12 protein-coding genes are annotated in these 22,715 nt (G+C 71.2%); 4 read left to right on the top strand and 8 right to left on the bottom strand.

Annotated elements, in window-relative coordinates; genetic code table 11:
- The first annotated feature begins 21 nt into the window (after positions 1-21).
- The 4 genes from ATO3_RS14230 to ATO3_RS14215 all read left to right on the top strand — a co-directional run bounded on the left by ATO3_RS14230 (position 22) and on the right by ATO3_RS14215 (position 3,889).
- Positions 22-996 carry an ABC transporter substrate-binding protein gene (locus tag ATO3_RS14230; protein WP_088650538.1) on the top strand — a complete coding sequence of 325 codons (975 nt, stop codon included), beginning with the start codon at positions 22-24 and terminating at the stop codon, positions 994-996.
- Entirely contained in the window at positions 996-1,766 is a 771-nt protein-coding gene (locus tag ATO3_RS14225; protein ID WP_088650537.1) for an ABC transporter ATP-binding protein, read from the top strand. Before ATO3_RS14230 ends, ATO3_RS14225 begins: the two co-directional genes overlap by 1 nt.
- Positions 1,756-3,342 (top strand): ABC transporter permease, encoded by a 1,587-nt coding sequence (locus tag ATO3_RS14220; RefSeq protein ID WP_088650536.1) that lies wholly within the window; start codon positions 1,756-1,758, stop codon positions 3,340-3,342. Before ATO3_RS14225 ends, ATO3_RS14220 begins: the two co-directional genes overlap by 11 nt.
- 181 nt (positions 3,343-3,523) lie before the next feature.
- Positions 3,524-3,889 carry a response regulator gene (locus tag ATO3_RS14215; RefSeq protein WP_198963280.1) on the top strand — a complete coding sequence of 122 codons (366 nt, stop codon included), beginning with the start codon at positions 3,524-3,526 and terminating at the stop codon, positions 3,887-3,889.
- Here the strand turns inward: ATO3_RS14215 and ATO3_RS14210 are convergent.
- Genes ATO3_RS14210 through ATO3_RS14175 form a run of 8 tightly spaced genes read right to left on the bottom strand, consistent with a single transcriptional unit; the run spans position 3,879 to position 22,636 of the window.
- Positions 3,879-4,214: an Hpt domain-containing protein gene (locus ATO3_RS14210; RefSeq protein WP_088650535.1), complete on the bottom strand. Its 336-nt coding sequence runs from the start codon at positions 4,212-4,214 to the stop codon at positions 3,879-3,881. The two genes, ATO3_RS14215 and ATO3_RS14210, sit on opposite strands and share 11 nt — an antisense overlap.
- A complete protein-coding gene (locus ATO3_RS14205; protein WP_088650534.1) occupies positions 4,211-8,350 on the bottom strand; it encodes a hypothetical protein in 4,140 nt (1,379 codons plus the stop codon). The genes ATO3_RS14210 and ATO3_RS14205 overlap by 4 nt, the downstream gene beginning before the upstream one ends.
- Positions 8,340-13,220, bottom strand: coding sequence for a hypothetical protein (locus ATO3_RS14200; protein WP_143747280.1), 4,881 nt, complete (start codon positions 13,218-13,220; stop codon positions 8,340-8,342). Before ATO3_RS14200 ends, ATO3_RS14205 begins: the two co-directional genes overlap by 11 nt.
- Before the next feature lie 8 nt (positions 13,221-13,228).
- Positions 13,229-14,140 (bottom strand): hypothetical protein, encoded by a 912-nt coding sequence (locus ATO3_RS14195; protein WP_088650532.1) that lies wholly within the window; start codon positions 14,138-14,140, stop codon positions 13,229-13,231.
- Positions 14,137-16,602: a hypothetical protein gene (locus ATO3_RS14190; RefSeq protein WP_088650531.1), complete on the bottom strand. Its 2,466-nt coding sequence runs from the start codon at positions 16,600-16,602 to the stop codon at positions 14,137-14,139. The genes ATO3_RS14195 and ATO3_RS14190 overlap by 4 nt, the downstream gene beginning before the upstream one ends.
- 14 nt (positions 16,603-16,616) lie before the next feature.
- Positions 16,617-19,730 (bottom strand): poly-gamma-glutamate biosynthesis protein PgsC/CapC, encoded by a 3,114-nt coding sequence (locus ATO3_RS14185; RefSeq protein ID WP_088650530.1) that lies wholly within the window; start codon positions 19,728-19,730, stop codon positions 16,617-16,619.
- A 3-nt stretch (positions 19,731-19,733) separates the two neighbouring features.
- A complete protein-coding gene (locus ATO3_RS14180) occupies positions 19,734-20,105 on the bottom strand; it encodes a response regulator (protein WP_088650529.1) in 372 nt (123 codons plus the stop codon).
- Entirely contained in the window at positions 20,102-22,636 is a 2,535-nt protein-coding gene (locus tag ATO3_RS14175) for a hypothetical protein (RefSeq protein WP_143747279.1), read from the bottom strand. The genes ATO3_RS14180 and ATO3_RS14175 overlap by 4 nt, the downstream gene beginning before the upstream one ends.
- Positions 22,637-22,715: the final 79 nt, after the last annotated feature.

Genomic DNA, 22,715 nt, shown 5'->3' with positions numbered 1-22,715 from the left:
AACAACAGGGAGACTTCACACATGACCATATCGCTCAACCGTCGCGCCTTCCTCGGCACCGCCGCCGCGGGCCTTGCCGCCTCGGCCCTGCCCCACACTGCGCTGGCCGCCACCTCGCCGCTGACCATGCAGGCCGCCTGGATCAACGACGCCGAATTCGCGGGCTATTTCCTGGGCATGGACCAGGGCTATTACACCGACGCCGGGCTGGACCTGGAATACCTCTCGGGCGGGCCCGACGTGATCCCCGAAAGCACCATCATCGCCGGCCGCGCCGACCTGGCGCTGACCACGCCGGATACGACGATCAAGGCGATCACCGAACAGGGCGCGCCCTTCAAGATCATCGGCGCGCAGTACCAGAAGAACCCGATCGGCATCGTCTCGCTGGCGAAGAACCCGATCAACGAGCCCAAGGACCTGATCGGCAAGACGCTGGCCGTGCCGCCGGTCAACGTGATCTCGGTCGAGGCGATGCTGAAGATGAACGGGATCGACCCCTCGGAGGTCAACATCGTGCCATACGCCTATGATCCGACCCCGCTGGTCCGGGGCGAGATCGACGCCAGCCTGGATTTCACCACCAACGTCCCCTTCACCATCAGCCAGGCCGGCGAGGAAGCAACCTCGTTCCTGCTTTATGATTTCGGCTACACGATCTACAACGACACCGTCGTCGTGACCGAGGACGTGCTGGCCGAGAAGCGCGACCTGCTGGTCGCCTGGCTGTCGGCCTCGAAGAAGGGCTGGGAAGAGAACCTTGCCGATCCCACGGTATGGCCGCCCAAATTCGCCGATACGTACTTCAAGGGCACCGGCCGGTCGATCGAGAACGAGGTCTATTTCAACACCGCGCAGAAGCCGCTGATGGAAAGCCCCGAGGGCTATTTCGCCCTGACCGGCGACGGGATCGAGGCCTGCCTGAGCGCGCTTGGCGAGGTCGGCATCGTCGGCAGCGCGGACATGTTCGACACCTCCCTGCTGGCGGAGGCCTGATGCGACAGCCTGACGGGATCGCGCTGACCGGTGTAAGCAAGACCTTCACCGGACGGGGCAAGGTGGTCGAAGCCCTGAGGGAGGTCACGCTGGCCTGCCCGCCGGGGTCCTTCACCTCGATCATCGGCCCGTCAGGCTGCGGCAAATCCACGGTGATGCGCATCGCACTGGGGCTGGAAACCGCCGATGCGGGCGAGGTGCGCGTCGCCGGACAGCGCTCGCTGGAGGCCGCGCGGCAAGGCATCACCGGCGTCGCCTTCCAGGATGCGGCCCTGCTGCCCTGGCGGTCGGTCCGCCGCAATGTCGAGGTGCCGCTGGAGGTACTGGGGCGCACGCCCCGGGCCGAGGCGGCGCAGGTTCAGGCGATGATCGACCTGGTCGGTCTGAAGGGCTATGAGAATTCCCTGCCCGGAGAACTGTCGGGGGGCATGCGCCAGCGCGTGGCCATCGCGCGGGCCTTGGTGACCCATCCGCAGGTGCTGTTCATGGATGAACCCTTCGGCGCGCTGGACCAGATCCTGCGCCGCCAGATGAATGTCGAGCTGCAGCGGATCTGGGCCGACACCGGATCGACCGCGCTGCTGGTCACCCATGGCATCGACGAGGCGGTGTTCCTGTCGGACCGGGTGGTAGTGATGCATGCCAACCCGGGGCGGATCGCGGGCGTGATCGACGTGCCTTTCGACCGTCCGCGCCAGCCGCCGCTGTTTTCGGATCCGGCGTTTCACAAGGTCTGCGATCGCGTGGCCGAGGCCCTGCATGGCAACTGACGCGATCCGGCGCCATGCGGTCTGGCAGAGCACGGGGCTGCGCAACGCCCTGATCCTGCTGGCCCTGTGGGAGATCATCGGCCAGCTGGGCCTTGTCGCCGGAGGGGCCCTGCCGCCGCCAAGCGACATCCTGATCCGGCTCTGGCAGGACCGGGGCGATTACCCCAACCATATCGGCGCCACGCTCTATGCCTCGGTCATGGGCTTCCTGATCGGCAATGCCGTCGCCATCGCCGCCGGCGTGGCCTTCGCCCTGTCGCCCGCGCTGCTGCGCCTCTTCCGGGGCATCAACATCGCCGCCTTCGCCCTGCCCCCCATCGCCATCGCCCCGATCCTGGCGCTGACCATGTCGGGCATGGCGCCACGCATCACGCTGGCCGCGCTCGGCGTCTATTTCGTCACCATGACCGCCACGGTCATCGGCCTCTCGCAGGCCGACAGCCGGGCCGAGGACGTGGTGCGCGCCTATGGCGGCTCCCGCTGGACCGTGCTGCGGCTGGTGCAGTTCCGGGGCGCCGTACCCTCGATCCTCGCCGGGCTGCGCATCGCCGCGCCCAATGCCGTGCTGGGCGCGATCCTGGCCGAATTTGGCGGCGGCGGGCGCTGGGGCCTTGGCACCTACCTGCTGGGCTCGCTGGGACGGGGCGAGCCCGACCGGCTCTGGGGCATCGGCCTGATCGCCACGCTGATCGCCGGGCTGAGCTATGCCGGCTTCGCCCTGCTGTCACGCCGCCTGCTGGGCGCAACGAAGGCGGTGACGCTGAACACCGCCGTGCCGACGGGGGGCACCGCCAGCACCTGCCTTTCCGCGCGCGTCCGCATGGCGTTGGCGACCGTGCTGCTGCCCTTCGCGCTGTGGTGGGCGCTGATCAAGCTCAGCGGCGCGCCCGCGATGATCGCCAAGACGCCGGGCGATGTCTTTGAATACCTTTTCCTCTCGCAAGGCGCCGCCGCGGCGCAGGCCAGGCTGCTGGCCGCCCTGGCCGAGACCCTGCCGATCACGTTCATCGGCATGGCCGCGGGCCTCGCCTTCGCCTTCCTGCTGGCGATCCTGTCGCGCCTCATGCCGCGGTTCATCGAGGCCTTCATGCCGGTGGCCCTGATCACCCAGACCATGCCCCTGGTCGCGCTCACGCCTCTGCTGGTGCTGATCCTGGGGCGCGGGCCTTCGCTGACGCTCTGGATCACCATCTCGGTCACCTTCTTCCCGGCCTTCGTGACGCTGGCGCAGGGCATCGCCCTGGTCCCCAAAAGCGCCGAGGACCTGCCCCGCGCCTATGGCGCCAGCCGCTGGACCGAGATGCGCATGGTCACGATCCCGGCCTCCCTGCCCTATCTCTTTGCGGCGACCCGCCTGACGGTGCCGCGCGCGCTGCTGGGGGTGATGATCGCCGAATGGCTGGCCACGGGCCGGGGGCTGGGCAACCTGCTGAACCAGTCGCGCGGCTACCTCGACTACGGGATGATCTGGTCGGTCGCCGCCGTCTCGGTGATCCTGTCGGTGGTCTTCTACCAGCTTGTGGTCGTGGCCGAGCGGCAGGTACTGGCCCGTCTGGGCATGGCGACCCCGGAATAGGCGCCGGGCCGGCAGGTGTCGTGTCCCGGGCCACGGCGGCCTGTTTCGGTGACACCAATGCCGCGCCCGGGCCGGATCCGTTCGGCCCAAACACATTCCGGGTTGAATTTCCCCGGACATGGGCAGATCCTGCCCTCTGGCGAATATACAACCCCTTGATATCCTTGGAGCTTGAGGACAGGTGTACAAGATCCTCTACGTTGACGACAATGAAGAGCTCCGGAGCATCGCGGAAATGTGCCTCCAGCTGTCCGGGGAGATTTCGGTCGAGACCTCCGCCTCGGGTCAGGAGGCGATCGAGACCTGCATGCGCTGGTCTCCCGATCTGGTGCTGATGGATGTCATGATGCCGGGGATCGACGGCGTGACCGCCTACAAGATGATGAAGGAGCGCGAGGACATCCGGGATATCCCCGTCGTCTTCGTGACGGCCCGGGTTCAGCGCGCCGAGGTGAACGAATACCTCGACCTGGGCGCAGTTGGCGTGATCGAAAAGCCCTTCGCCCCGATGGAGCTCGCCGACCAGGCGCTGGCCTTCATCCGCTGAACACCCGGCCGTGGCACGCGGCGAAATGCCCGGCCGCAACGCGCAGCTCGGCCTGTTCCGCCTCGGTCAGCCCGCGCTCGGCGACGGTGGCCTCGTAGATGGCCTGTTCCACCGCCGAGGCCACCTGCCCCAGCTCGGGGTGTTCGAACATCGGCGCGGTGCCGACGAGGCTGTGCACGAGAAAGCGCAGCTGGATGAGCTCCTGCACGTCGAGCTGCGGCCGGTCCAGCAGCTCCAGGATCGTCGCGCAATCTTTCTCGGCGCCCTTGAGGAACTGCACCTTGAGGCGGGCAAAGGCCTCCTGGAACGGGATGTCGGATGTCATGCGGTCTCTCCCCGGCGTCGCCCCGGCATGGACCTGGCCAGCGCCGCCTTCAGCCAGCCGCCCTTCTGTTGCGCGTTCAGCGCCTGGATCTCCTGCGCCGCGCGATTGCGGCCGATGCGCTGCGCCGCAAGCTCGGCATAGACGCGGTCCGCCCGGTTCCGCCTGCGGATCGCGGCAAAGGCGTCAAGCATGCCTTCCACCGTCTGCAGCACCGGGGCGAGGAGCCCGCCACCTGCCTTGCCGCCCTTGCCCCCCGTGTCCGGGCCAGGCGCCGTGGCCGGGGCCAGCCCGTACCGCAGCGCCGCGCTGCGCGGCCCGATGGCTGCCGGCAGGCGCGAGGCCTCTGCATCAATCCCGTCCAGGGCGCGCAGAACACGGTCCCGGCCCAGGCGGCCGATGACCGGCCCGGTCTCCAGCGCGCGCAGACCGGCCTCGATCCGGTCGGGCTGGCCGCTTTCCAGATCCACGAGCGCGGTATTCTGCGCGTCGTAGTCCTGCCATTTGTAAATGAAGCCCAGCCCCGTCCCCTTGATGTTCTGGATGCCCATGACCCGGGTCAGCAGGCCCGGAGGCGCCAGCGAGACCAGGCGCCCGACGACCTCTTCCCCCGTCGCATGGTAATCGTCAACCACGTGAAAGCGCGCGCGGAACCAGCCGCCAAAGATATCGCGGCAGCGCGCCTCCAGTGCCGCGTCAACGTGCTGCCCGGCCGCCGTCAGCAGTGCCTCGGCCTCGTCCAGCTGTCGGGCGCGGCGCTCCATCTCGGCGCGGGCGAACGCAGCCTCCTGCGGATCGGCGCCCCGCGCGGCCAGGGCGGCGGCCAGCGCCGCGGGATCGGTCGGCGCCCCCGGCTCGCCCAGCATCGCCGCGGCCATCGCGGCCAGCTGCGGTGCCTCGTGGAAGACCCGCAGCTTCCGGGCCTCTGCCCGGATCCGGTCCCCGGCGGCCGCCGCCGACAGAAAGTGCCCCTCGCCGTCGCGCAGGCTGAACCGCGCCGCGCGCTCGGCCCAGGCCCCTTCGATGAACCCCTGCATCCCCGAGAGGTTCGAGCCGATCAGCAGATGTGCATCGGCCATGAAATCATTGGCCAGGATATCCGCGAAGACCCGGCTGCGCGGCACCCGGTCGCCGCGGTTGTTGACCACCGTGACCAAGTACTGGCCCGGATCCTCCAGCAGGTCATGCGCGGCAAAGCCGGTGCGCCGCCAGTTGCCCATCGCCCCGAAGCGTTCGTTGGCCGACATGCCGTTGACGAATTCCAGCCGCCGCCGCCCCACCGGCGCCTCGGGGTAGATCTTGAGCACGCCGAGGTCCGGCACCACCCGGTCGGCCATCTCGCGCAGCGACCGCTCGCGGTCCAGCCCAAGCTCTTCGGCCATGCGCAGGACCAGCGCGATATTGGCCGGGTGTTCGGCATAGGGAAAGCGCGCCAGCGCCTCGTCCGGGATCATCAGCGGCGCGCGCCAGTCCACGGGGATCAGCCGGGTCCGGCGGGCCCGCGCGCCCTGCGCCAGGATCGGCAGCATCTGCTCTTCGGTGGTCAGGACGGTGGAGCGTTCGGGAATGAACTCGGTCATCACCTCGGGGATGTTGCGCCCGGCCGGGCCCTGCAGGTCCTCGTGGTCGGGATAGGTGTTGGTGATCGTCGACAGGTCGTCCCGCATCCATTGCCGCTGCAGGATCGACACGTAGCTGGGGGTCAGCCCCATGCACTCCCACAGCACCACGGCCGAGCCCATGTCCCGCCCCATCCGCGCCACCCGCGCCTGTTCCCAGATCGTGGCCTTGTCGAAGGGCCGGAACAGGAACAGCTCCTTAGTGGGGCCATAGGCCTCGGCCTGCAGGAACATCGCCTCGCATCCGGTGGTCTTCGACATCAACGGCAGGCCCAACCCGTTGAAGACCGCCGCCTTGAGCCGTTCGGTCCCGGATTTGCCGCGCGTGCCCCAGCCGCCGATCACCAGCGGCAGCGCCCGGCGCACCCGGCGGATGCGGCGGCTGAGCACGTAATGCCGCCCGAAGAACCAGGCGACCGCAAGCGCGATGAAGACGGCCAGCTGGCCCAGCGTGTTCTGGTAGATCGAGTAGATGTAGCTTTGCCAGCGCTCGTCCATCCCGGCCAGGATCGGCAGCGCAGGCAGGCTGAGGGCCGGGAAATAGCGATCGAGCCGGGTATCGCTGCCGGCCCCGGCATGCGGGGCCAGTTTCACCGAGATGCCATGTTCGGCCAGCGCCGCGAGGTAGGCGCCGCTGCCCGGGGTGTTGCGCAGCTCGGCCAGGCGTTCGAAATCTCGGCTGATCCGCAGCCGCGCGCGCCACCGGCCGAAGCCCGAGCGCGGCGGCACGATCCGGGTGATGCCCTCGGGCGTGTAGATCTTGTGCGGCTCGGCCCCGCGGGTCGCCGAGATCACCAGGTCGAGCAGCGGCAGGTAATTGTGCCAGCCCTGCTCGGTCTCGTCGAAGAGCGGCTCGCCCGGCACCTTTGTCTGCGCCAGCTCGGCCAGCACGCCCGACGGCGCGGAAAGATGGCCGCCATTGACCCGCCCGATGGTGTGTCGGAAGGCCTGGCGTTTCTCGGTGCCCGGGTGGCGGAACTCGTGCAGGACGCGCCACAGCCGCATGCCGAACCCGTCGCCCCGCCGCAGCCGCAGCCGACCCAGCGCGGCACGTTCCAGCGAAAGGCCGAAATCCCGCCGCGCCAGCACCGCCAGCACGCGTCCGGCCAGATCGCCGTCGCGCATCGTCCGGCTCAGCGTCCGCGACAGGCGCCGCGCGCTGCCCTCGCCCATGGTCCGGGCAAAGGCATCGAGCGCCTCGTGCAGCGCGAAGGCCCCGGGCGTCGTCGCGCACCAGATCCCCTCGCGCGCGGCCGCCGCGCGGCGCCGCACGACATCCGATGCGGCGGTCTCGTGGTGCCGGGCAATCCCGGGCAGCACCCGCGCGGCCCAGGTCCGCGCCTCGTCCTCGGCGCCCGAGCGCACCCGCGCGAAGGCCTCGGCCTCGGCCAGCTCGAAGATCAGGCGCAGCACGTCCTCGTCGGTTTCGGCCGACAGCGCGTCGATGAAAGCCTGCTCGGCCGCCGCCCCGTCGCGGCCCCGGAGCTGCCCTGGCAGGCGCGAGAGCGCGGCAAGCCGCACCTTGCGATCCGGGTCGCCCGTGGCAAGCCGCCGGGTGGCCGCGTCCTGCGTGCCGTTGGCGGCGGGACGGAAGAGGGCCAGAGCCTGGCGCACCGCCGCGCTTGGGCTTGCCTCGGCCCGCGCGATCACCTCGGCGGTCTCCTTCCGCTCGGGGCAGCGTTCCAGCGCCAGCCGGACCGCCGCGCGCTGGATCCAGAAGGCATCGCCCTGCGCCGGACGTTCCATGTGACGCGCGAGCGCCACCGCCCCGCTCTCGGGCACAAGCCGGCACAGGCAGGCCAGCGCGGCCTCCTGCACCAGTGGATCGGTCTCCTGCGCCAGGGCTGCGCGCGCCACACGGTGCGAGAAGGCGGCCGCCAGCGCCCGCTGGCTGCGCTCGCCGGTCATCGCGGCGGTCTCCAGGCAGCGCAGCGCCGCCGCAAGGGTGCGCGGGTCCAGCGCCGCGCCCAGCACCCTGTCAAAGAGCTGCCGCAGCGCCACCAGCGTCTCGTGCGGCGGATCGGTCTGCGACAGCACGATCCCCGCCAGCCGGTCCAGCCCGACCGATGCGGCCCGCGCCTCTTCGCCCTGCAACCGCTCTGCCCGGTCGATCACGGCGTCGACCTCGAACCATTTCCGGAAGGCGCGCGCATCGCGCCACTGGTCGCGCCGGGACCGGTCAAGCGCGGCCGCGAAATCCAGGATCGCGGTACGCCGCGCGGCCGGGCCGGTCGCCACGGCCACCTGCGCCTCGCCGCGCCGCTGCAGCCCGCGCAGCTCGTCGATGCGGTCGACCCGCGCGATGATCCAGGAACACAGCAAAACCGACAGCTGCGTCTCGGGGTCCAGGGTCCGGGCCAGCGCGGGAAACAGCGCAGCCGCACAGCCGGCCACGATCCCGGCCTCCGCCGCCTTCAGCCGCGGATGCAGGTCCGGGGCCGCCGCATCGAGCCGGACGGCCACGTCGCCCGCGCCGGTGGGCTGCCAGATCACGCCGCTGCTGCCCTGTTCAGTTGCCATAGCGTTCCTCGAGCCATCCATACCGCGCATCCTCCCTCAGCCCCCGGAAGGCCACCGCATCGGGGGCGAAATCCTCGAACCCGCCGCCGAAATGCCAGGTCAGGAACAGCTCCCCGGTGATCCCGTCGAGATCGCTGCGTCGGGCCAGCACACCGCCGATCTCGAGCCGGTCGGCACCGGGCAGCCAGCTCTCCCAGGTCGCCTCGAGCGCGATCCGGCTCCAGGCGCCCTGCGCGCTGCGGTCGCTGTCCTTCAGAAACACCCGGTGCGTGGCGATCACCCCGTAGCGCAGCCCGCGCAGGTACTGGCGCAGCCCGGCCTCGAACCGCAGCTGGTCGAGGCTCAGCAGGTCCGGCGCCGCATTGCCGCGCAGTTCGGTCCCCGCGAAAAGACGCAGATCGTCATAGGGTTGCCAGTCAAGCGCCGCCGCCGCCGAGAGTCCGGACCGGTGGGTGTCGAGGTAGCTGGAATAGACATCCGTATCGACCTCGTCCCGGGGCGCGTCCCGGGCGCCACCCGGCTGCAGGGCCTGCACGAAGAACCCGCCGGCGAGACCGAGATCGAGCCGGTCGGACAGCGCAAAGTCGCGCTCTGCTGCCAGGGCGAGCCGCAGGCGCCAGGCGGTGTCGTCGAAGGTCTGCGCCAGCAGCGCGGCCTCGGCGCTGAAGGTGGTGCCGCCGAAGCGTTCGGGCCAGGTCACGAGGCCGCTCAGCCCGTAAACGACGGGGCCATTGCGTCGCGGGCGGGCGAAGCCCTCGGCATCGGTGTAAAGGTCGGGGCCGGACCAGTAGCGGCGATGCCGGGCCGAGAATTGCAGCTCGCCAGCGGCCTGTGCCCCGTCATCGGAATTGGCGTCGGCGCTGCGCCGGGCGCGCAGGCCAAGGCTCCAAGTCCCCGGGCGGCCCGGCTCCAGCTCGATCCGGCGCTGGTTCAGCACCGCCTCGGGATAGGAAAGCGCGAGTGGACCCGACAGGTCGGTCCGGGGCGGCCGGTCGACCATGGTGCGCGCCGCGGCGACCGCCTCCGCACCGGCCGCTTCGGTCTCGGCCTCGGTGTCGACCGGCAGGTCCACGCCGCCGGGATCCGGCACCAGACGGAACAGCCGGACCAGCGCCCGCGGACGCCCGGCCTCCGGTTGCAGCACCAGCGGCGCATCCGGCGCCGCCAGGACCATGCGCGTCAGCATCTGCCCGTCGCGCCATTCATCCACGCGCACCACTTCGGGCGCCGCCGGGACATAGCGCACCGGCTCCCCGGCGGTGGCCACGTCGAAGACCCTGCTGCGCTCTTCCGCCTCTCCGTCGGCGTCATCCAGGCGAAGCTGCACGAAACTGTTCGGGCTCGATTGCTCCAGCCGCAGCTGCGCCGCGCTGTCTCCGGCAGCGAAGTCCAGCGACAGCTCGGCCTCGCGGCGATCCGGGCCCAGACGGATCCGCCTCACCGCGCCGGAGCCGTCGGTTACCGCGACGATCGCCTCGCCGACCGGGCTGGCCGCCACGACCGACATGCTCAGCATGCCCGACAGGCGGACCGCCTCGGCGCCCTGCCGCCGGATGGTCAGTGCACCCTCCGATGGCAGGGTGCGTGCGGCGGGGTCGAACCCCTCGGCCAGGATGGCCCGGGCGCGCAGGTTCGGGCTGTCGAAGGGCAGGCCCGGCGTCTCCGCTTCGGTGATGCCCGCGCTGGTGGTGACCCGGGTGATCCGCTCCCAGCTGGACCGGGCCCTGATCGTGGCCCAGAGCCGCCGGACCTCCGGATCCTCCGCCGCCGGCGCGATGCCCGGCGCGCCGAGGCGGGCGGCCCGTGGCAACAGCGCGGCCTGCGCCACGGAATCGGCCCGGTACTCGAACAGCAGCCGCGACAGCTCGGACACCACCGTGGCCGGCGCGCCGCGCGGTGGTGCAGCGGCGCCGGGCAGGAACCGCGCCTCGACGCCGACGGCCATCCCCTGCGGCCGCACCGTGATACGTTCGCCCGCCGCAACCGTCCGGCTCCAGTCGGTCCCGGCGCCCAGGGCGCCGGCGCCCGTCAGGTCCACGAGCCCCGGGGAGACAGGGTTGTCCGCGACCATCCGGAACTCCGTCCCGCCACCGGTCTCGAACGTGACCGCGCCCGAGATCCGCCCGGACGCGTCGGCGCCGTGGATGGGGCGGATCGTGAGCTGTACGACCCCCTGGCCCGGCGCCGCGAGGACCACCGGGGTGCCCGGGGTCGCACGGTAGAGCGTCGTCACCAGGTCACGGGCCGGCACCCGGACCGGGATCGCCCCGGCGCTGCGCTGCACGAGCCCGGCCGCGCCGACCGGATGCCCCGGCGCCAGGGCGGCGAGATCGGGCGCACCCGGCCAGCCTTCGCGTGCCGCCGCGGCCCCGAGCGGCGCGGCAGGCGGGCGCGCGGCCAGGGCGGCCATGCGCAGGGCATCGCCGTCGCGCCCGGCCGCGGCCAGCAGCGCGGCGAGCCGGTCCAGGTCGCGCCGGTCTTCGCCCGCGCAAATCAGGCCCCGCGCCTCGACCCCCAACTGACGGTCGATATCGGCGCGCTGCGCATAGCGCGCGTCCAGCGCCACGCGCGCCGCCGCCCCGGTCGCGGTACAGGCCATCCCGGCCTGGCGCAGCATCCGCTCCGGCAGGAAAGGCTCGCCCAGTGCATCCAGCGCCGCCACCTGCCCCAGCAGGGCCGCCGCCCCGTCCCCCCCGCGCGCCACGGCCCGCGCGCGGGTGAACCGCTCCAACGCGCCAAGGGGATTGCCGGCCTGCAAGGCCTCGCGCCCACCGGCCAGAAGCGGCGCGGTCCCTGCGCCATCCCCCTGCGCCACCGCCGGGCCCGGCGTGCCCCGCACCGGGCCGAAGACCAGCTCTTCCCGGCTGCGCAAAAGCCGCAGGATCGGCACGAGCTCGTTATACAGCTCGGCCTGCGCCGCAAGATCGCCGCCTACGGGGGCGATCCGGCAGGCCGCCGGCGCATTCAGCCAGGGCGCACAGTCCAGCGCCGCGCGCAGCCCGTGAAAGAAGAGATGCCGCGCGCCGGGCGCGCCCAGCCTGTTGCGCAGCGCCAGGAAGGCCGGCGCGTCAAGCTGCGATTGCCGCGAGGCGCGCGCCGCCAGGGCCACGCGCAGCGGCCGGCCCGTGGCGCTCTCGGCACTCAGGCGCAGGCGCGACACCGGGTGATCCAGCGCCAGGTCCAGCGCCACGAGCCGGGCGCGCCGCGCCTCCGGCATACCCTGCGCCGCGAGGACCCGCGCGGCCAGCGCCTCCGGCGAGAGCCCCCGCCGCTCCGCCGCGCGACGCAGGCCCTGTTCGGCCGGCGAGGCGACCAGCAGGCCGAAGAGGCCGGCACCGTCCGGGTCGAACTCCAGCACGATCGGCGGATGGGCGTCCGCCGCCAGCCGCAGGCGGACCGGGCCGGCCAGGTCGTCGCGCGCCACGATCAGCCGCAGGCGGGCCGAGGCGCTGCGCTCGGGCACCACGTAGCTCAGGCCCTGGCCTGGGCGCAGCTCATGAAAGCGCCCGGAGAGGATCCCGGTCAGCAGAACGCCGTCGGGTACACCCTCGCCCGGGCCGGTGCGCGGGCTTTGCCCGGGCTCGTCCAGCTGCGGCGGCATATCCCAAAGCGCCGCCCCGCCCGATGTGCCGTTCAGCGGCTCCAGCATGCGGTAGAACCCGTAGGCGCCCGAGAACCGCTCGGCCGCTGCGGACACGGCCGTAACCTGCGGCAGCTCCAGCGCACGGGCGCGTAGCGTGTCGGCGGCAAGCAATCCGCCACCGGAATAGCTGTTGGACCGGGCCAGCGCCCTCAGCTGGGGTTCCAGCACGCCAGGGGTCAGCGCCCGCGTCGCGACACGGCTTTGCGGCGCGCCCTGCATCACCCCCATCAGGATGTCGGCTGGCGCGGCCTGGCCGATCCGGGCGGCAGCGTCCAGAGCCGCGTCCAGCCCGGGCGCGGCATTGGCGCGCGGGGCCGACAGCGTGCCGCCGAAGGCATCCGCCCGCAGCAGCATCTGCCGCGACGGGACAAGCGAGACCACGTGGCGGCCCGGCGGCACGTCGAGGTATCCGGTCTGTGCCCCGGTGACCGCCGCGGTGGATCCGTCGGCCCAGCGGTAGGCCCGGCGCAGGTCCCAGGCGGCCTCGAAGGTCATGGCGCGCCGGGCCTGCCCGTCCAGCGTCCAGTCGATCCGGTAGGGCCGGTAGAGCGCGTCGGTCTCTTCGCGCAACAGGCGGGTTTCCAGCCGCAGGCGTTGCGGCCCCTCGACGGCAAAGGCCAGGCTGGCGCCGGGCTCGGCCAGAACATAGTCACGCTGGTCCGCGCGGGCGGACAGGCGCGGCCCGAACTGGCGGGGCGCATCGCCCGGCAGCCGGATATCCTGGTGGCGCGGCTCCTGCCAGAGCAGGCGGTGGCGCGGCGCGTCCAGCGGGACCTCGCGCGCATAGCCGTAGCCCGCGTCGTCCATCACGAAGGCGCCGGTCGCGATGGCCAGCGGGATCGCGGCGCCGGGGCCGGCGGGGCGGCGCAGTTCCACGATCCGGGGGTCGGGCGCGGCCGGCAGGACATAGGCGCCCTGCTCCATGCGCGGCTCGACGACCCGCCGCAGCCCGCCGCCATTGCCCAGGCCGAACCGAAGGGGCACAAGCGCGCCCGCCGCATCGCGTGCCGAGACCCGCAGGTCGCGCCCCCCGGCCAGGTGCAGCAGAACCGCCTCGCCCGGCGCAAGCCGGGGCGCGCGCACGCCGGCCGGATCCCAGTCGCGCAGGACCGGACCGTTCGACGCCAGCAGCACGCGCAGATCGTCGATACCCGCCGGCGCCGGCGCCGCGACCATCCCGGCCGCCGCGACGATCATCGCCCGGATCATCCTGTCCGCCCGTGCCATGCGCCTCTTCATCCCGCCTCTCCGGTCCCCGCGCCGAGGCAGGCGCCGAACACCCACCGAAGATCCGCGTCATCCGCCAGCAGCTCGCGCAGCTCCAGCGAGATCTCGACATGCAGGAAGGTGCCGGCCGGCGCCCCCGCGTCGCGCAGCCGCGCCCAGGTCACGTTGCGGGTGCCGCCCAGCTCGGTCACCGTTTCGGGGTAGAGACCGGCGCGGAACCCGGCACGGACAAGACAGGACCGGACCGCGCGCGTGCCGGGGTCCGGGCGGCGGGTGGCATTGCTGACGATCACGTCCTGACCGCGCGCCGCCGCCGTCTGCCGCTTGCCCCGCGCGAAGCCGTGCAGCTGGACGATCCGCGTGTCGGGATAGGCCGCGCGCACGGCCAGATGGAAGAGGTTGAAATGGGTGTCCTCCAGCTTGCCCAGATCGGAGAGCCCGCCATCCGGCTCCACCGTCAGGTCGCGCGGGGCGGTGTTGAAGGCGACGGCGCGCGCCTCCTGCTCGCCAGCCAGAAGCGCGGCGATGCGGCCGGTCCCGAGATCCCTGAACTGGTGCGGAGCGGAAATCATCAGCGGCGCACCATCGGGCCGTATCACGTACAAACCGCGCCCCGCCGGTGCCCCGGCCACATCCGCCAGCGCCGCGAAGCCTTCGCCGGAATGCGGCTCCAGCCCCGCCTGCCGCAACATCTCCGCCTCCGGCGCGCGCCCGGCCACGAGATCCGAGAGCACCTGCCCGGCGGCGGTCAGCTCTGCCGGGCCGGGCTGGACGAATCTGTCGCGCTGGCGCGTGGCGCGCCGCAGCTCGTCGATGCTGATCATGTCGGCGGCCTCCACCCGCGGGTCGGGCTGATCCTGCGCCTGCGCCGGGCCTGTCACCAGCGTCGCGAGCGCGATCAGAAGGGCAAGTCGCGTCATTGCCCCACCTTTCCACTGTCGTATCTGAAGACGATCTGACCGTCCGTGCGCGGCAGTGCGCGCGAGATCAGCACGAGCAGTTCCGCGTCATGATCCAGATCGACGGTCATGTCGTAACGCCCGGGCGGCATGTCCTCCCCCAGCACCACGAACATGCGTTGCTCCGCGCCCAGCCGCAGCCCCGTCTGTTCGAGGATCGCGCCCTGCGAGGATCCGTCGAGCCGGATGTTGAAGCTGCGGCCTTGGTCCGTCCAGGACGTGATCGGCGTGTTCAGCACGCGGTCGAAGTCCAGCGTGACCGCCATCTCGGCCCGGGCGGCATGAGGCGTCTCGGCCGCGGTGGCCGGAAAGACGCGGATCGCCAGAACCTCGCGCGCGGCGCTGCGTTTCTCGACGGTGAAGCCGGAGCGGCCCGGCGGAAAACGCAGGAGCCGCCGCTCGATATAGCCCGCCCGGTTCAGCGCCAGCCCCGACAGCAGCACCTCGTCCCTGCCCGGCCCCTCCACCACGATCCGCTCCGTGCCCTCGGGCAGGAGAGGCAGGTTGGCCCAGGCATTGCCGGGCAGCTCGGCGCGCCAGATCTCCTGCCCGTCGGCCAGCACACGGTAGGCGGCCGGTTCCGCCCGGGGCGGCACGATCAGGACCGGCGGCCCCTCGAAATCGGCGCGCGTGGCCGCCGGCACCGCCTCGCCGGGCGCGACCGGCTGATAGAAGACCGCCCGCCCCGCAAGGCCCAGGCCATCGGACGGCCGCGGGATCAGTGCGCGGCGCGCTATCCAGTCGCCGAGCGGGGTGAAATCCTCCCAGTCGAGCGTGTCGGGATCGGTCGTCTCGCGCGTGTCCCCGGCCCGCACCGGGCGTTCGACCATCACGTGGCCCTGTCCCGGCCGCGCCTCGGCCCGGACGCCGAACCAGCTCTGGTTGCCGCCCCGGGTGGCGGAGCGGGCAAAGTAATCCTCGGGCACGTCGATGCGCCGGGGCACGCCCACCGGCCGCATGTAGACGGCGGCGACGATGTGGGCGTCGGCGGCGATCTCCAGCTCGGCGACCTCGGGCGACAGCGCGAGGTAGAGCGTCTCGGCGTCCGACAGCGGCTGTTGCGGCGTGTCGGTCAGCCGGTCGTACTCCGACAGGAGCCCCGCCAGCGGCACGATGCGTTCGGCCACCGGCTCTCCGGCGGCATCGCGCATGGTCAGCGTCACGCGCCGTGTCCCACCCCCGAAGACCCGCAGGTCGAGCCGCACCGGAACCGGCTCCGGCAACCCGAAGGCGGTCTGCACAACCAGCGGCGCGCCGGGCTCGGCGATCTGGTAGCGGATGCGCGGAAGCTCCTCGGTCAGGACGCGGGTTTCGCCACCGGCGTCGAGCGAGGCGATGCGGATCCAGGCCGGTTCATCCGCCGACAGGATCAGCCGCCCGCCCGGAAGCCCGCCAAGGGCGGCGGTGCCCTTTTCATTGGTCGCGAAGGAAAACCTGCGCGGCTCGGTGTCGAAGGGGCGTTCGACCGCGGCGTGGAAGGTGATCGGCGAGCCGCTCAGCCCTTCGTCGTCCAGCAGCGCGGCGGGCCGCGTGGCGGTGATCTGCAGCACTTCGAAATCCTCCGGCAAGAGCACCCCGGCCCTGCGCTGCGGATCGAGATAGATGCCGCCCCGCAGGGTGGTTTCGGCCGGCACGACACGGGCGCCGGGCGGGTCGTAGATCTCGAGCCGCCGGCTGACATAGTCGCGTGGCTCGATCCCCACCGGACCGAAGGGCAGCCAGCGGTGCGACAGGATCGCCAGCCGTTCCTCGGCGGTGAGGTACTCAGGCGGATAGACGTAGCCGACCGCCAGCGCGCGGCGCTCTGTGGGCGCCAGGCGTTCCCAGAGCGCGTTGACGTTGCCCTCGTTATAGGGCCGGGGCCGGTAGAGGCGGACGTTCACACCGGTCAGCGGCGCGTCGGCATGGGCCGAGCGCAGGCGCACGGCCCGCGCCTCGGGCAGGTCCTCCAGCCCCAGGATCAGCCGGTCGACCGCCAACGGCAACGCCGGATCGTCGCTGTAGCGGCGCGCGACCACCTCGGCACCGTCGGCGACGTCGCGGTAGACCACCAGCTCGGTCCGGAAGTGACGGTCGATGCGGCGCAGCACCTGGCCCGCGCCGTCCAGCACCTCGATCTCGATACCGTAGCGGTATGCCTCGCCCGGCACGGGCTCGTGGTCGGGGGCGACGTCTGGATGCGCGAGGATGCGCAGCGCCTGCAGCCGCCCCGGCAGGGAGAAGGTCGTCCAGCGCCGGGTGTCGAGCAGGTAGGAGATCGTGCCGCGCTCGGTTTCGTCGCGGGTACTGGCGTCGGTCAGGCCCGGCGGATCGGTCGTGACCTCGGCCGACCGGGACAGGATCCGCGCGGCAAGGTCCGGCCGCAGGACCGACAGGGCATAGGCCGCCGCGCCCAGGATGACGACAACGCCCAGAAGTTTCATTGCCCGCCCGGCTCTCATGGCGCGACCTCCGAGACGGTGAGGATCGCGGCGCGCGATTCCGCGAAGGCCGACAGGGCGGAAGCGGTCAGCGCGTCGCCGGAGATCTCGCGCGCGGAGGCCGGGTCGGCCGGCGCCAGGTTGGCGATCGCCACGAGGCAGCCGCTTTCGGGCGCGCGCAGGATCACGAAGCTCTGCCGGGTCGGGGCATCCTCGAACCGGTGCAGGGTGACGCCCTGCCCGGCCAGCGCCTGCAGGGCCATCGGGCTGCGGGTTTCGTGATAGATCCGCAGCCGGTCGCCCAGCGCCTCCGGCAGCGGCCCGGGCAGGACGCAGCCCCCGGCGAGTGCCCCCAGACGGCCGCGCCGGTTCGGGAGGCCCAGCATGCGGAAAAGCGTCAGCTCGGCGCTGGGGCCCAGCCGGTCGGCATAGTGATCCAGCAGCCCGGGCGACAGCCACAGCGACATCAGCCAGGCATCCGGCCGCGCGCTCAGGACCCCGGCCTGCGGCAGCGCCCCAGGCTCGAACCCGGCGAAGGCCTCGGTTCCCTCGTGCAGCACGTAATTCAGCCCGAAGACGTCGAAATCGGCCATCACCCCGGTGATGACGGGTCCCGAAGGCTCGCCCCCCAGGACATTGTCCGGCGACAGGATCAGGTCGATATCCGGCAGCTCGTCCACCGTGTCCGTGTCGATGTTGCGCAGCACCAACGACACGCTCTCGCCCCGGTCGGACTGGATCAGCAGCTTTGCCACCAGGTCGAAAAGCCCGGGCGGATGATCGGGGTTGAGCACGTTCAGATCGGCCGCCGGCAGCCCGTCACGGTCGATCCGCCCGGCGATCAGGATCGCCTGCGCCCCGAGCCGGTTGAAGACCGAAAGGCCGAAGTTCAGCGTGCGCTGGTCGCGCAGCCCCGAGGGCACATGCACGAACACCGGCTTGGCGGGACCGATGCGAAAGGCGTAGCTGCCCCAGGAGACGCTGTCGCTGCCCAGGATGACATGACTGGCGCGCCCCTCGGCATCACGCAGCAAGCGCAGGGAATAACCGATGGACCCCGCCGCCACGTCCAGCGACACGAGCGTCCGGATCGTCGCCTCGTCGATCCCGGTGCCGTCGCGGAGGTCGGGCAGGACCTCTTCGAACAGCGGAACCAGGATCTCGGTCTCGGCATAGACGAGATCCGCGAGGCCCGGCGGCGCCACGGTGGCGGCCTCGGCGTTCCGGGCCGCCTGGCGGCGCATGTGGCCGGCGAAGCCGCCGACATCGGGCACGGCGTAGATATCGTCGCTATGGATGGCCCCGGTCAGCGCATGCAGCGCGTCGGGCGCCAGGTCGAGCAGGGCAAAGCCCGTCGCGGCCACGGCGCGCTGCGGGCTGCGCCGGGCATGGGCGCCGCCGACCAGCGACACGGGGCCGACGTGGCGTTCGAGATCCACGAGATCGAAGGCCTGCGGGTAGCGCCCCGCCACCTCCAGCACCGGCCGGCCCGGACCCGTCGAGGTCAGCTGTACAATCGACCCGCCAAGCGCCGCGTGGGCCGCGTGAAACAGGCTTTGCGGCCCGGTCGACTGCGCCGTGTCCGCCCGGCCCTGCACGATCAGCGCCCGCGCGCCGGTCAGCTCGAACAGCGCCGCCGCGGCCGAGGTCAGGCCCCGTTCGCGCTGTGCGTCGGGCAGCGAGACGGTCAGGTCGGTCGCCGAGGCCGGGTCGATCAGGATCACAGTCCGCCCGGTCTGCGGCAGGACCGGCTCGATCACCAGCCGCGTTTCGGGCGTCACCCGCACGGCAAAGCCGGCGCGCGCGATCCTGCGCCGGGCCTCGGCCAGCGCATCGAGGTTCGAGGCATCGGGCGCGATCCCGGCCACCAGCATCGACAGCCCCTCGCCGAACTCCAGCAGCACCTCGGGATCCGGCAGTTCGGGCGCCTCGGTCCGTGCCGCGGCGGCCGAGCGCTGCACCGCCATTGCGATCATGTCGCTCTCGACCTCGTCGGGCTCGGGCCGCAGCTCTTCGGGTTGCTCGACCATCGGGCCGAGCGCGCGCGCGCCTTCGGACAGGGCAAAGCCCGCCACCGTGCCCGCCACCGCGCCCTGGGCCGAAACGACGGTCAGCGCGGTCAGCATCCGCGCCGTGCCGCCCTTGTCGTGCAGCTTCAGCGCCACCAGCGTCGACAGCAGGTAGCCGAACCCGTAGAGGTCCGCGGTCTTGATCTCGTATCCCGACCAGAGCACAGCGTAGCCCACCAGCATCTTCCAGGCGAAGCTGATATTGAAGAACAGCAACAGCTTGCGCCCGCCCTCGATCGTCTTGTCCGCGAAATAGGGCGTCCGCAGCAGCGCCGAGGCCAGCGCCAGGATGATCAGCGCCTCCCCGATCGAGGTGACGATCTTCATCGGTTCGTACCATTGCAGCGCCACCAGAGCCGGGATCAGCAGGCCGTTGAAATCCAGCCCGGCCCGCAGGTTTATGCGCGAAGCGATGAAGGCGGTCAGGATCAGGATGACATAGGCCTTGGAACTGGCCAGCAGCGAAGCGGCGAGCAGCTCGTAGAGATAGCCGATGTCGCTGATGCGGAAATTCGTCACCTCCATCAGCCCGTAGCGCACGATCAGCACCGTCAGCAGGATCGTCACGCCGCTGGTGAACAGCCCGCGCACCAGCCCGGTCTTCCAGAACTGGTTGGCATAAAGCGCGATGATGATCAGGCCGAAGCTTTCCAGCTGCCGGGTCCAGTCGAAGCCGATATCGTATTGCGTGTTCAGCCACGCGGCGATGGGCGGCAGAACCAGCCCGTCCATCACCAGCCGCACCGCCACCGACACGACCACCAGCGCGAAGAACCGGTCGCGCCCGAAGAAGGTCGTCCAGCCGATGGCATCGGCCAGGTAGACCGAGATCAGCCGCACGATGGCATAGGTGATCACCGCCTCCACCGCGACCACGGCGGCCGAGACCGGCTCAAGCAGGATCAGCGGCGCCAGGTAGCCCGGCACCACCAGCCCCGACAGCACCCAGCCGAAGCGCAGGTTGAAGAAGACGGTGACCCAGACACCGACCAGAACCGTCGTGATGACGGAGCTGGCCAGCGCGCCTTCGGGGAAGATGGCAAGGGGAAACCAGCTGGCCAAGTGTCAGGGCCCTTTCAGGATCTTCTCCACGGCCGCGAGGATGACGCCCGCGCTCGCCGGCTTGCGCAGGGTTTCCACGTGGAGACCGTCGGTGTCGGACAGCTTCACCTGCTCGGCCCTGGCCGCCGACAGCACCAGGATCGGCGGAACGGCCCCCTCCAGCCCCTGCACGGCGGAGAGGAAGGCCAGCCCGTCCATCTCGGGCATCAGCAGGTCGAGAACGACCACGTCGAACGCCTCCTCGCGCAGCCGCGCCAGCCCGGCCTTGCCGTCCGGCGCCTGCACCGTCTCGTAGCCCTTGGTGTCCAGCCGCAGCGCCAGCAGCTCGCGCACCATCTCGTCATCGTCGATCAGAAGAACCCGGTTCGCGGTCATAGTACTTTTTCCAACGTCAGTTTGCAGGTGATCCCCTCGTCCAGCCCGGTTTCGATCGACAGCGCCCCGCCCCAGCGCCGGGCCTCGCTGGCGATGGTCGCGATGTCCTGCAGCTCTTTCGGCAGATGCGCGCCGGAACCGTTGGCGATGGCATCGACCAGTTCCGCCGGCAGGCCGGGCCCGCGCGAGGAGAAGGCGGTCTCGACCGTGCCGGGTGTCTCGGTCACCGAGACGCGGACCACGCTGTCGCGCATGGCATCGGCGACGCAGAGCTTGCCGAGGTTGCGGAGAGCCGGGGTCAGTTCGTCCGCGCCGGCCCGCACCAGCGACAGCAGCTCGGGGCGGGAATAGTCGATCGTGACATCGAAGAACCGGCCTTCGCGAAGCATGCTGTCACAGGCCTCGTCCAGCGCCCGGCGCAGCTCCTGCGGGACGACTTCGTTCCCGCCCTGCCCCGGCAGGCTCCAGAGCGCGCCGTCGAAGGTTTCCATCCGCCGGGTCATCCGCGTGATGATCGCGCTCATCCGGTCCAGCAGCTGCGCCTGAATCGTGTCGCTGAGGGCGGGATCGCGGAGCATCTCGAACACCAGGTCGATCGCCTCGAAATCGTTGCGCAGCTGCTGGTCGAAGAATTCCGCCACGCTGCGCCGCGCCTGGTCGAGCCGTTCGCTTTCGGTGACGTCCAGCAATTCGCACAGCACGATCGGGCCCAGCGCCTCCATCTCGCCGCTGTCGGCCCGGCCAAGATCGAGCGACAGGCGCAGCACGTAGGAGCCGCGCGTCTGCAGGCCCGGCGTCAGGAGCCTGCGGCTTTCGCCGTCTGTCAGAAGCTCGGAGAAGATCATGCTGACGACTGTCGCATCGATCTTTGTCAAAATCGCGACCGTCTCGACCAGCGAAAGCTTCGAGAAATCCATGTCGCCCTGGCGCCCGATCTCGCGCATCTGCTCGTTTTCACGGACAAAATTGCCGACGAGGTCAAAGACCGCCAGCGCCGTCGAGGAAATGTGCATCAGTGCGTCGAGCGTGGCGGCCTCATGCGCCAGCACCCGGGTGCGGTTTTCGATCTGCTCGTCCAGCGTCAGCCGCAGCTGCCGTTCGGGGACATCGGGATGCATGCTCAGCAGGCGTTCGGCCGCGGCGATCAGCATCGCGCGGCGGCGCCCCGAGCCCGACAGCAGCCCCTCGGGGCAGCGGATGATCCAGCTGCCCCTGCGGCCGCCGGTGACGCGCAGGCGCACGCACCAGAATTCCTCATCCGGGGGCGCATCGGCGAAATCGGTGGAGGGCAGCGGCAGAAGCGCCGTGCCGCCCTCGCCGCCTGCGCCATTGCGGGCGCCTGCCCGGCGGGTGCGCGGCGTCATCTGGATCGCACCGCCCGAGGCCACCACGCGCTGCCGCCAGGGCCGGTCATGCAGCACGAAGCTGTAGCCGGTGAGCCCGATCGAGGCGGCGCTGTCCTCAACCCGGCGGGTCCAGTCGGACCCGGACAGCACACGGGACCGCAGGCTGCCGGCCGTGGCCAGGTCCGCGCGCAGCAGTTGCCGTCGCTGCCGGCGCCGCCGGTTGGCGTCCAGCACGACACGATGCGCGAACCAGGCGATGGAAAATGCCACCAGGGCCTCGGTCACCGGGAACATGACCTGCGCCGCCAGGGCACAGAGCACGGCGAGCCCCGCGATGCCGGCCGTGGCCACCCAGTAGATCCAGGCCCCGGCCCGGTCGCGCAGCCGGACCAGGATCAGCCCCGCCTGGACCGCGGCCAGCAGGATGATGACCCGCTTGGCGAGCGTCCCGGGCGCCATCAGCAGGCGGCCGTCTTGCAGCGCCTGGAGCGATTGGGCCACGTAGGTCGCCGCGGGCACCGGCTGCGAGACCGGCGCAAAGCGCAGGTCGGGCGGCGCGGCACCGTCCTGCGCCGCCATCCCGACCACCACGATCCGGTCCGAGAGGAATTCCGCGGGAATATGCCCGTCGAGCACGTCGTTCCAGTAAAAGACCGGCAGCCCGTTGGCTTCGGGCAGGTAGCCGATCCACCAGGCCTCCTGGTCCGCGTCGGCCACCAGTGTTTCGAACGCGGGCCGCCCGCTTTCCGCCAGCAGCATCCCGGGCCCGGCCGGCCGAAGGTGGCCGAACCAGCGGGAGAGATCGGGACGGACCGCGATGCCGTCGCGCGGGGCTTCCGGATCCGTCGCGCGACGGTCCCGCTCGGACAGGACGGTCATGACCGGTGCGGTCAGCGTCTCGCCATAGGATGCCGGTGGCATGGTCCGGGCGTCCTGGCCCGGCACCACGACGATCGCCTCGGGCCCGGCTGCATCAAGTCGCGCGAGCAATTGGCGCAGCTCTGCCTCGGCCGGTTCGGGCCGTCCCGCGGCTGGGGTCACGACGACGACATCCTCGCCATAGACGGCGTCCCACCGGACGAGCCAGGCGGCCACGTAGCCATTGGCAATGTCCATCGCGGTGCGCAGCGCCGGCAGGGACAGGACGAGGCTCAGGGCAAGCGCGATTACCGCAACTCGAAACAATCTGCCCCAATGTATCACGATTGGCCACAGACACTGAACGACAGAAAAAGAAGGAGGTCAGACACGACCGTTGAACCTC

Source organism: Marinibacterium profundimaris (genome assembly GCF_002210095.1).
Lineage (GTDB): Bacteria > Pseudomonadota > Alphaproteobacteria > Rhodobacterales > Rhodobacteraceae > Marinibacterium > Marinibacterium profundimaris.
The sequence above is the reverse complement of the archived record's forward strand: the minus strand, read 5'-3'. Positions and strand labels throughout refer to the sequence as shown.

Coding starts and splice junctions, on each gene's coding strand:
- ATO3_RS14205 (WP_088650534.1), bottom strand. CDS start 8,350: ATGGCAACTGAACAGGGCAGCAGCGGCGTGATCTGGCAGCCCACCGGC.
- ATO3_RS14180 (WP_088650529.1), bottom strand. CDS start 20,105: ATGACCGCGAACCGGGTTCTTCTGATCGACGATGACGAGATGGTGCGC.
- ATO3_RS14230 (WP_088650538.1), top strand. CDS start 22: ATGACCATATCGCTCAACCGTCGCGCCTTCCTCGGCACCGCCGCCGCG.
- ATO3_RS14195 (WP_088650532.1), bottom strand. CDS start 14,140: ATGACGCGACTTGCCCTTCTGATCGCGCTCGCGACGCTGGTGACAGGC.
- ATO3_RS14210 (WP_088650535.1), bottom strand. CDS start 4,214: ATGACATCCGACATCCCGTTCCAGGAGGCCTTTGCCCGCCTCAAGGTG.
- ATO3_RS14225 (WP_088650537.1), top strand. CDS start 996: ATGCGACAGCCTGACGGGATCGCGCTGACCGGTGTAAGCAAGACCTTC.
- ATO3_RS14200 (WP_143747280.1), bottom strand. CDS start 13,220: ATGGCACGGGCGGACAGGATGATCCGGGCGATGATCGTCGCGGCGGCC.
- ATO3_RS14190 (WP_088650531.1), bottom strand. CDS start 16,602: ATGAAACTTCTGGGCGTTGTCGTCATCCTGGGCGCGGCGGCCTATGCC.
- ATO3_RS14220 (WP_088650536.1), top strand. CDS start 1,756: ATGGCAACTGACGCGATCCGGCGCCATGCGGTCTGGCAGAGCACGGGG.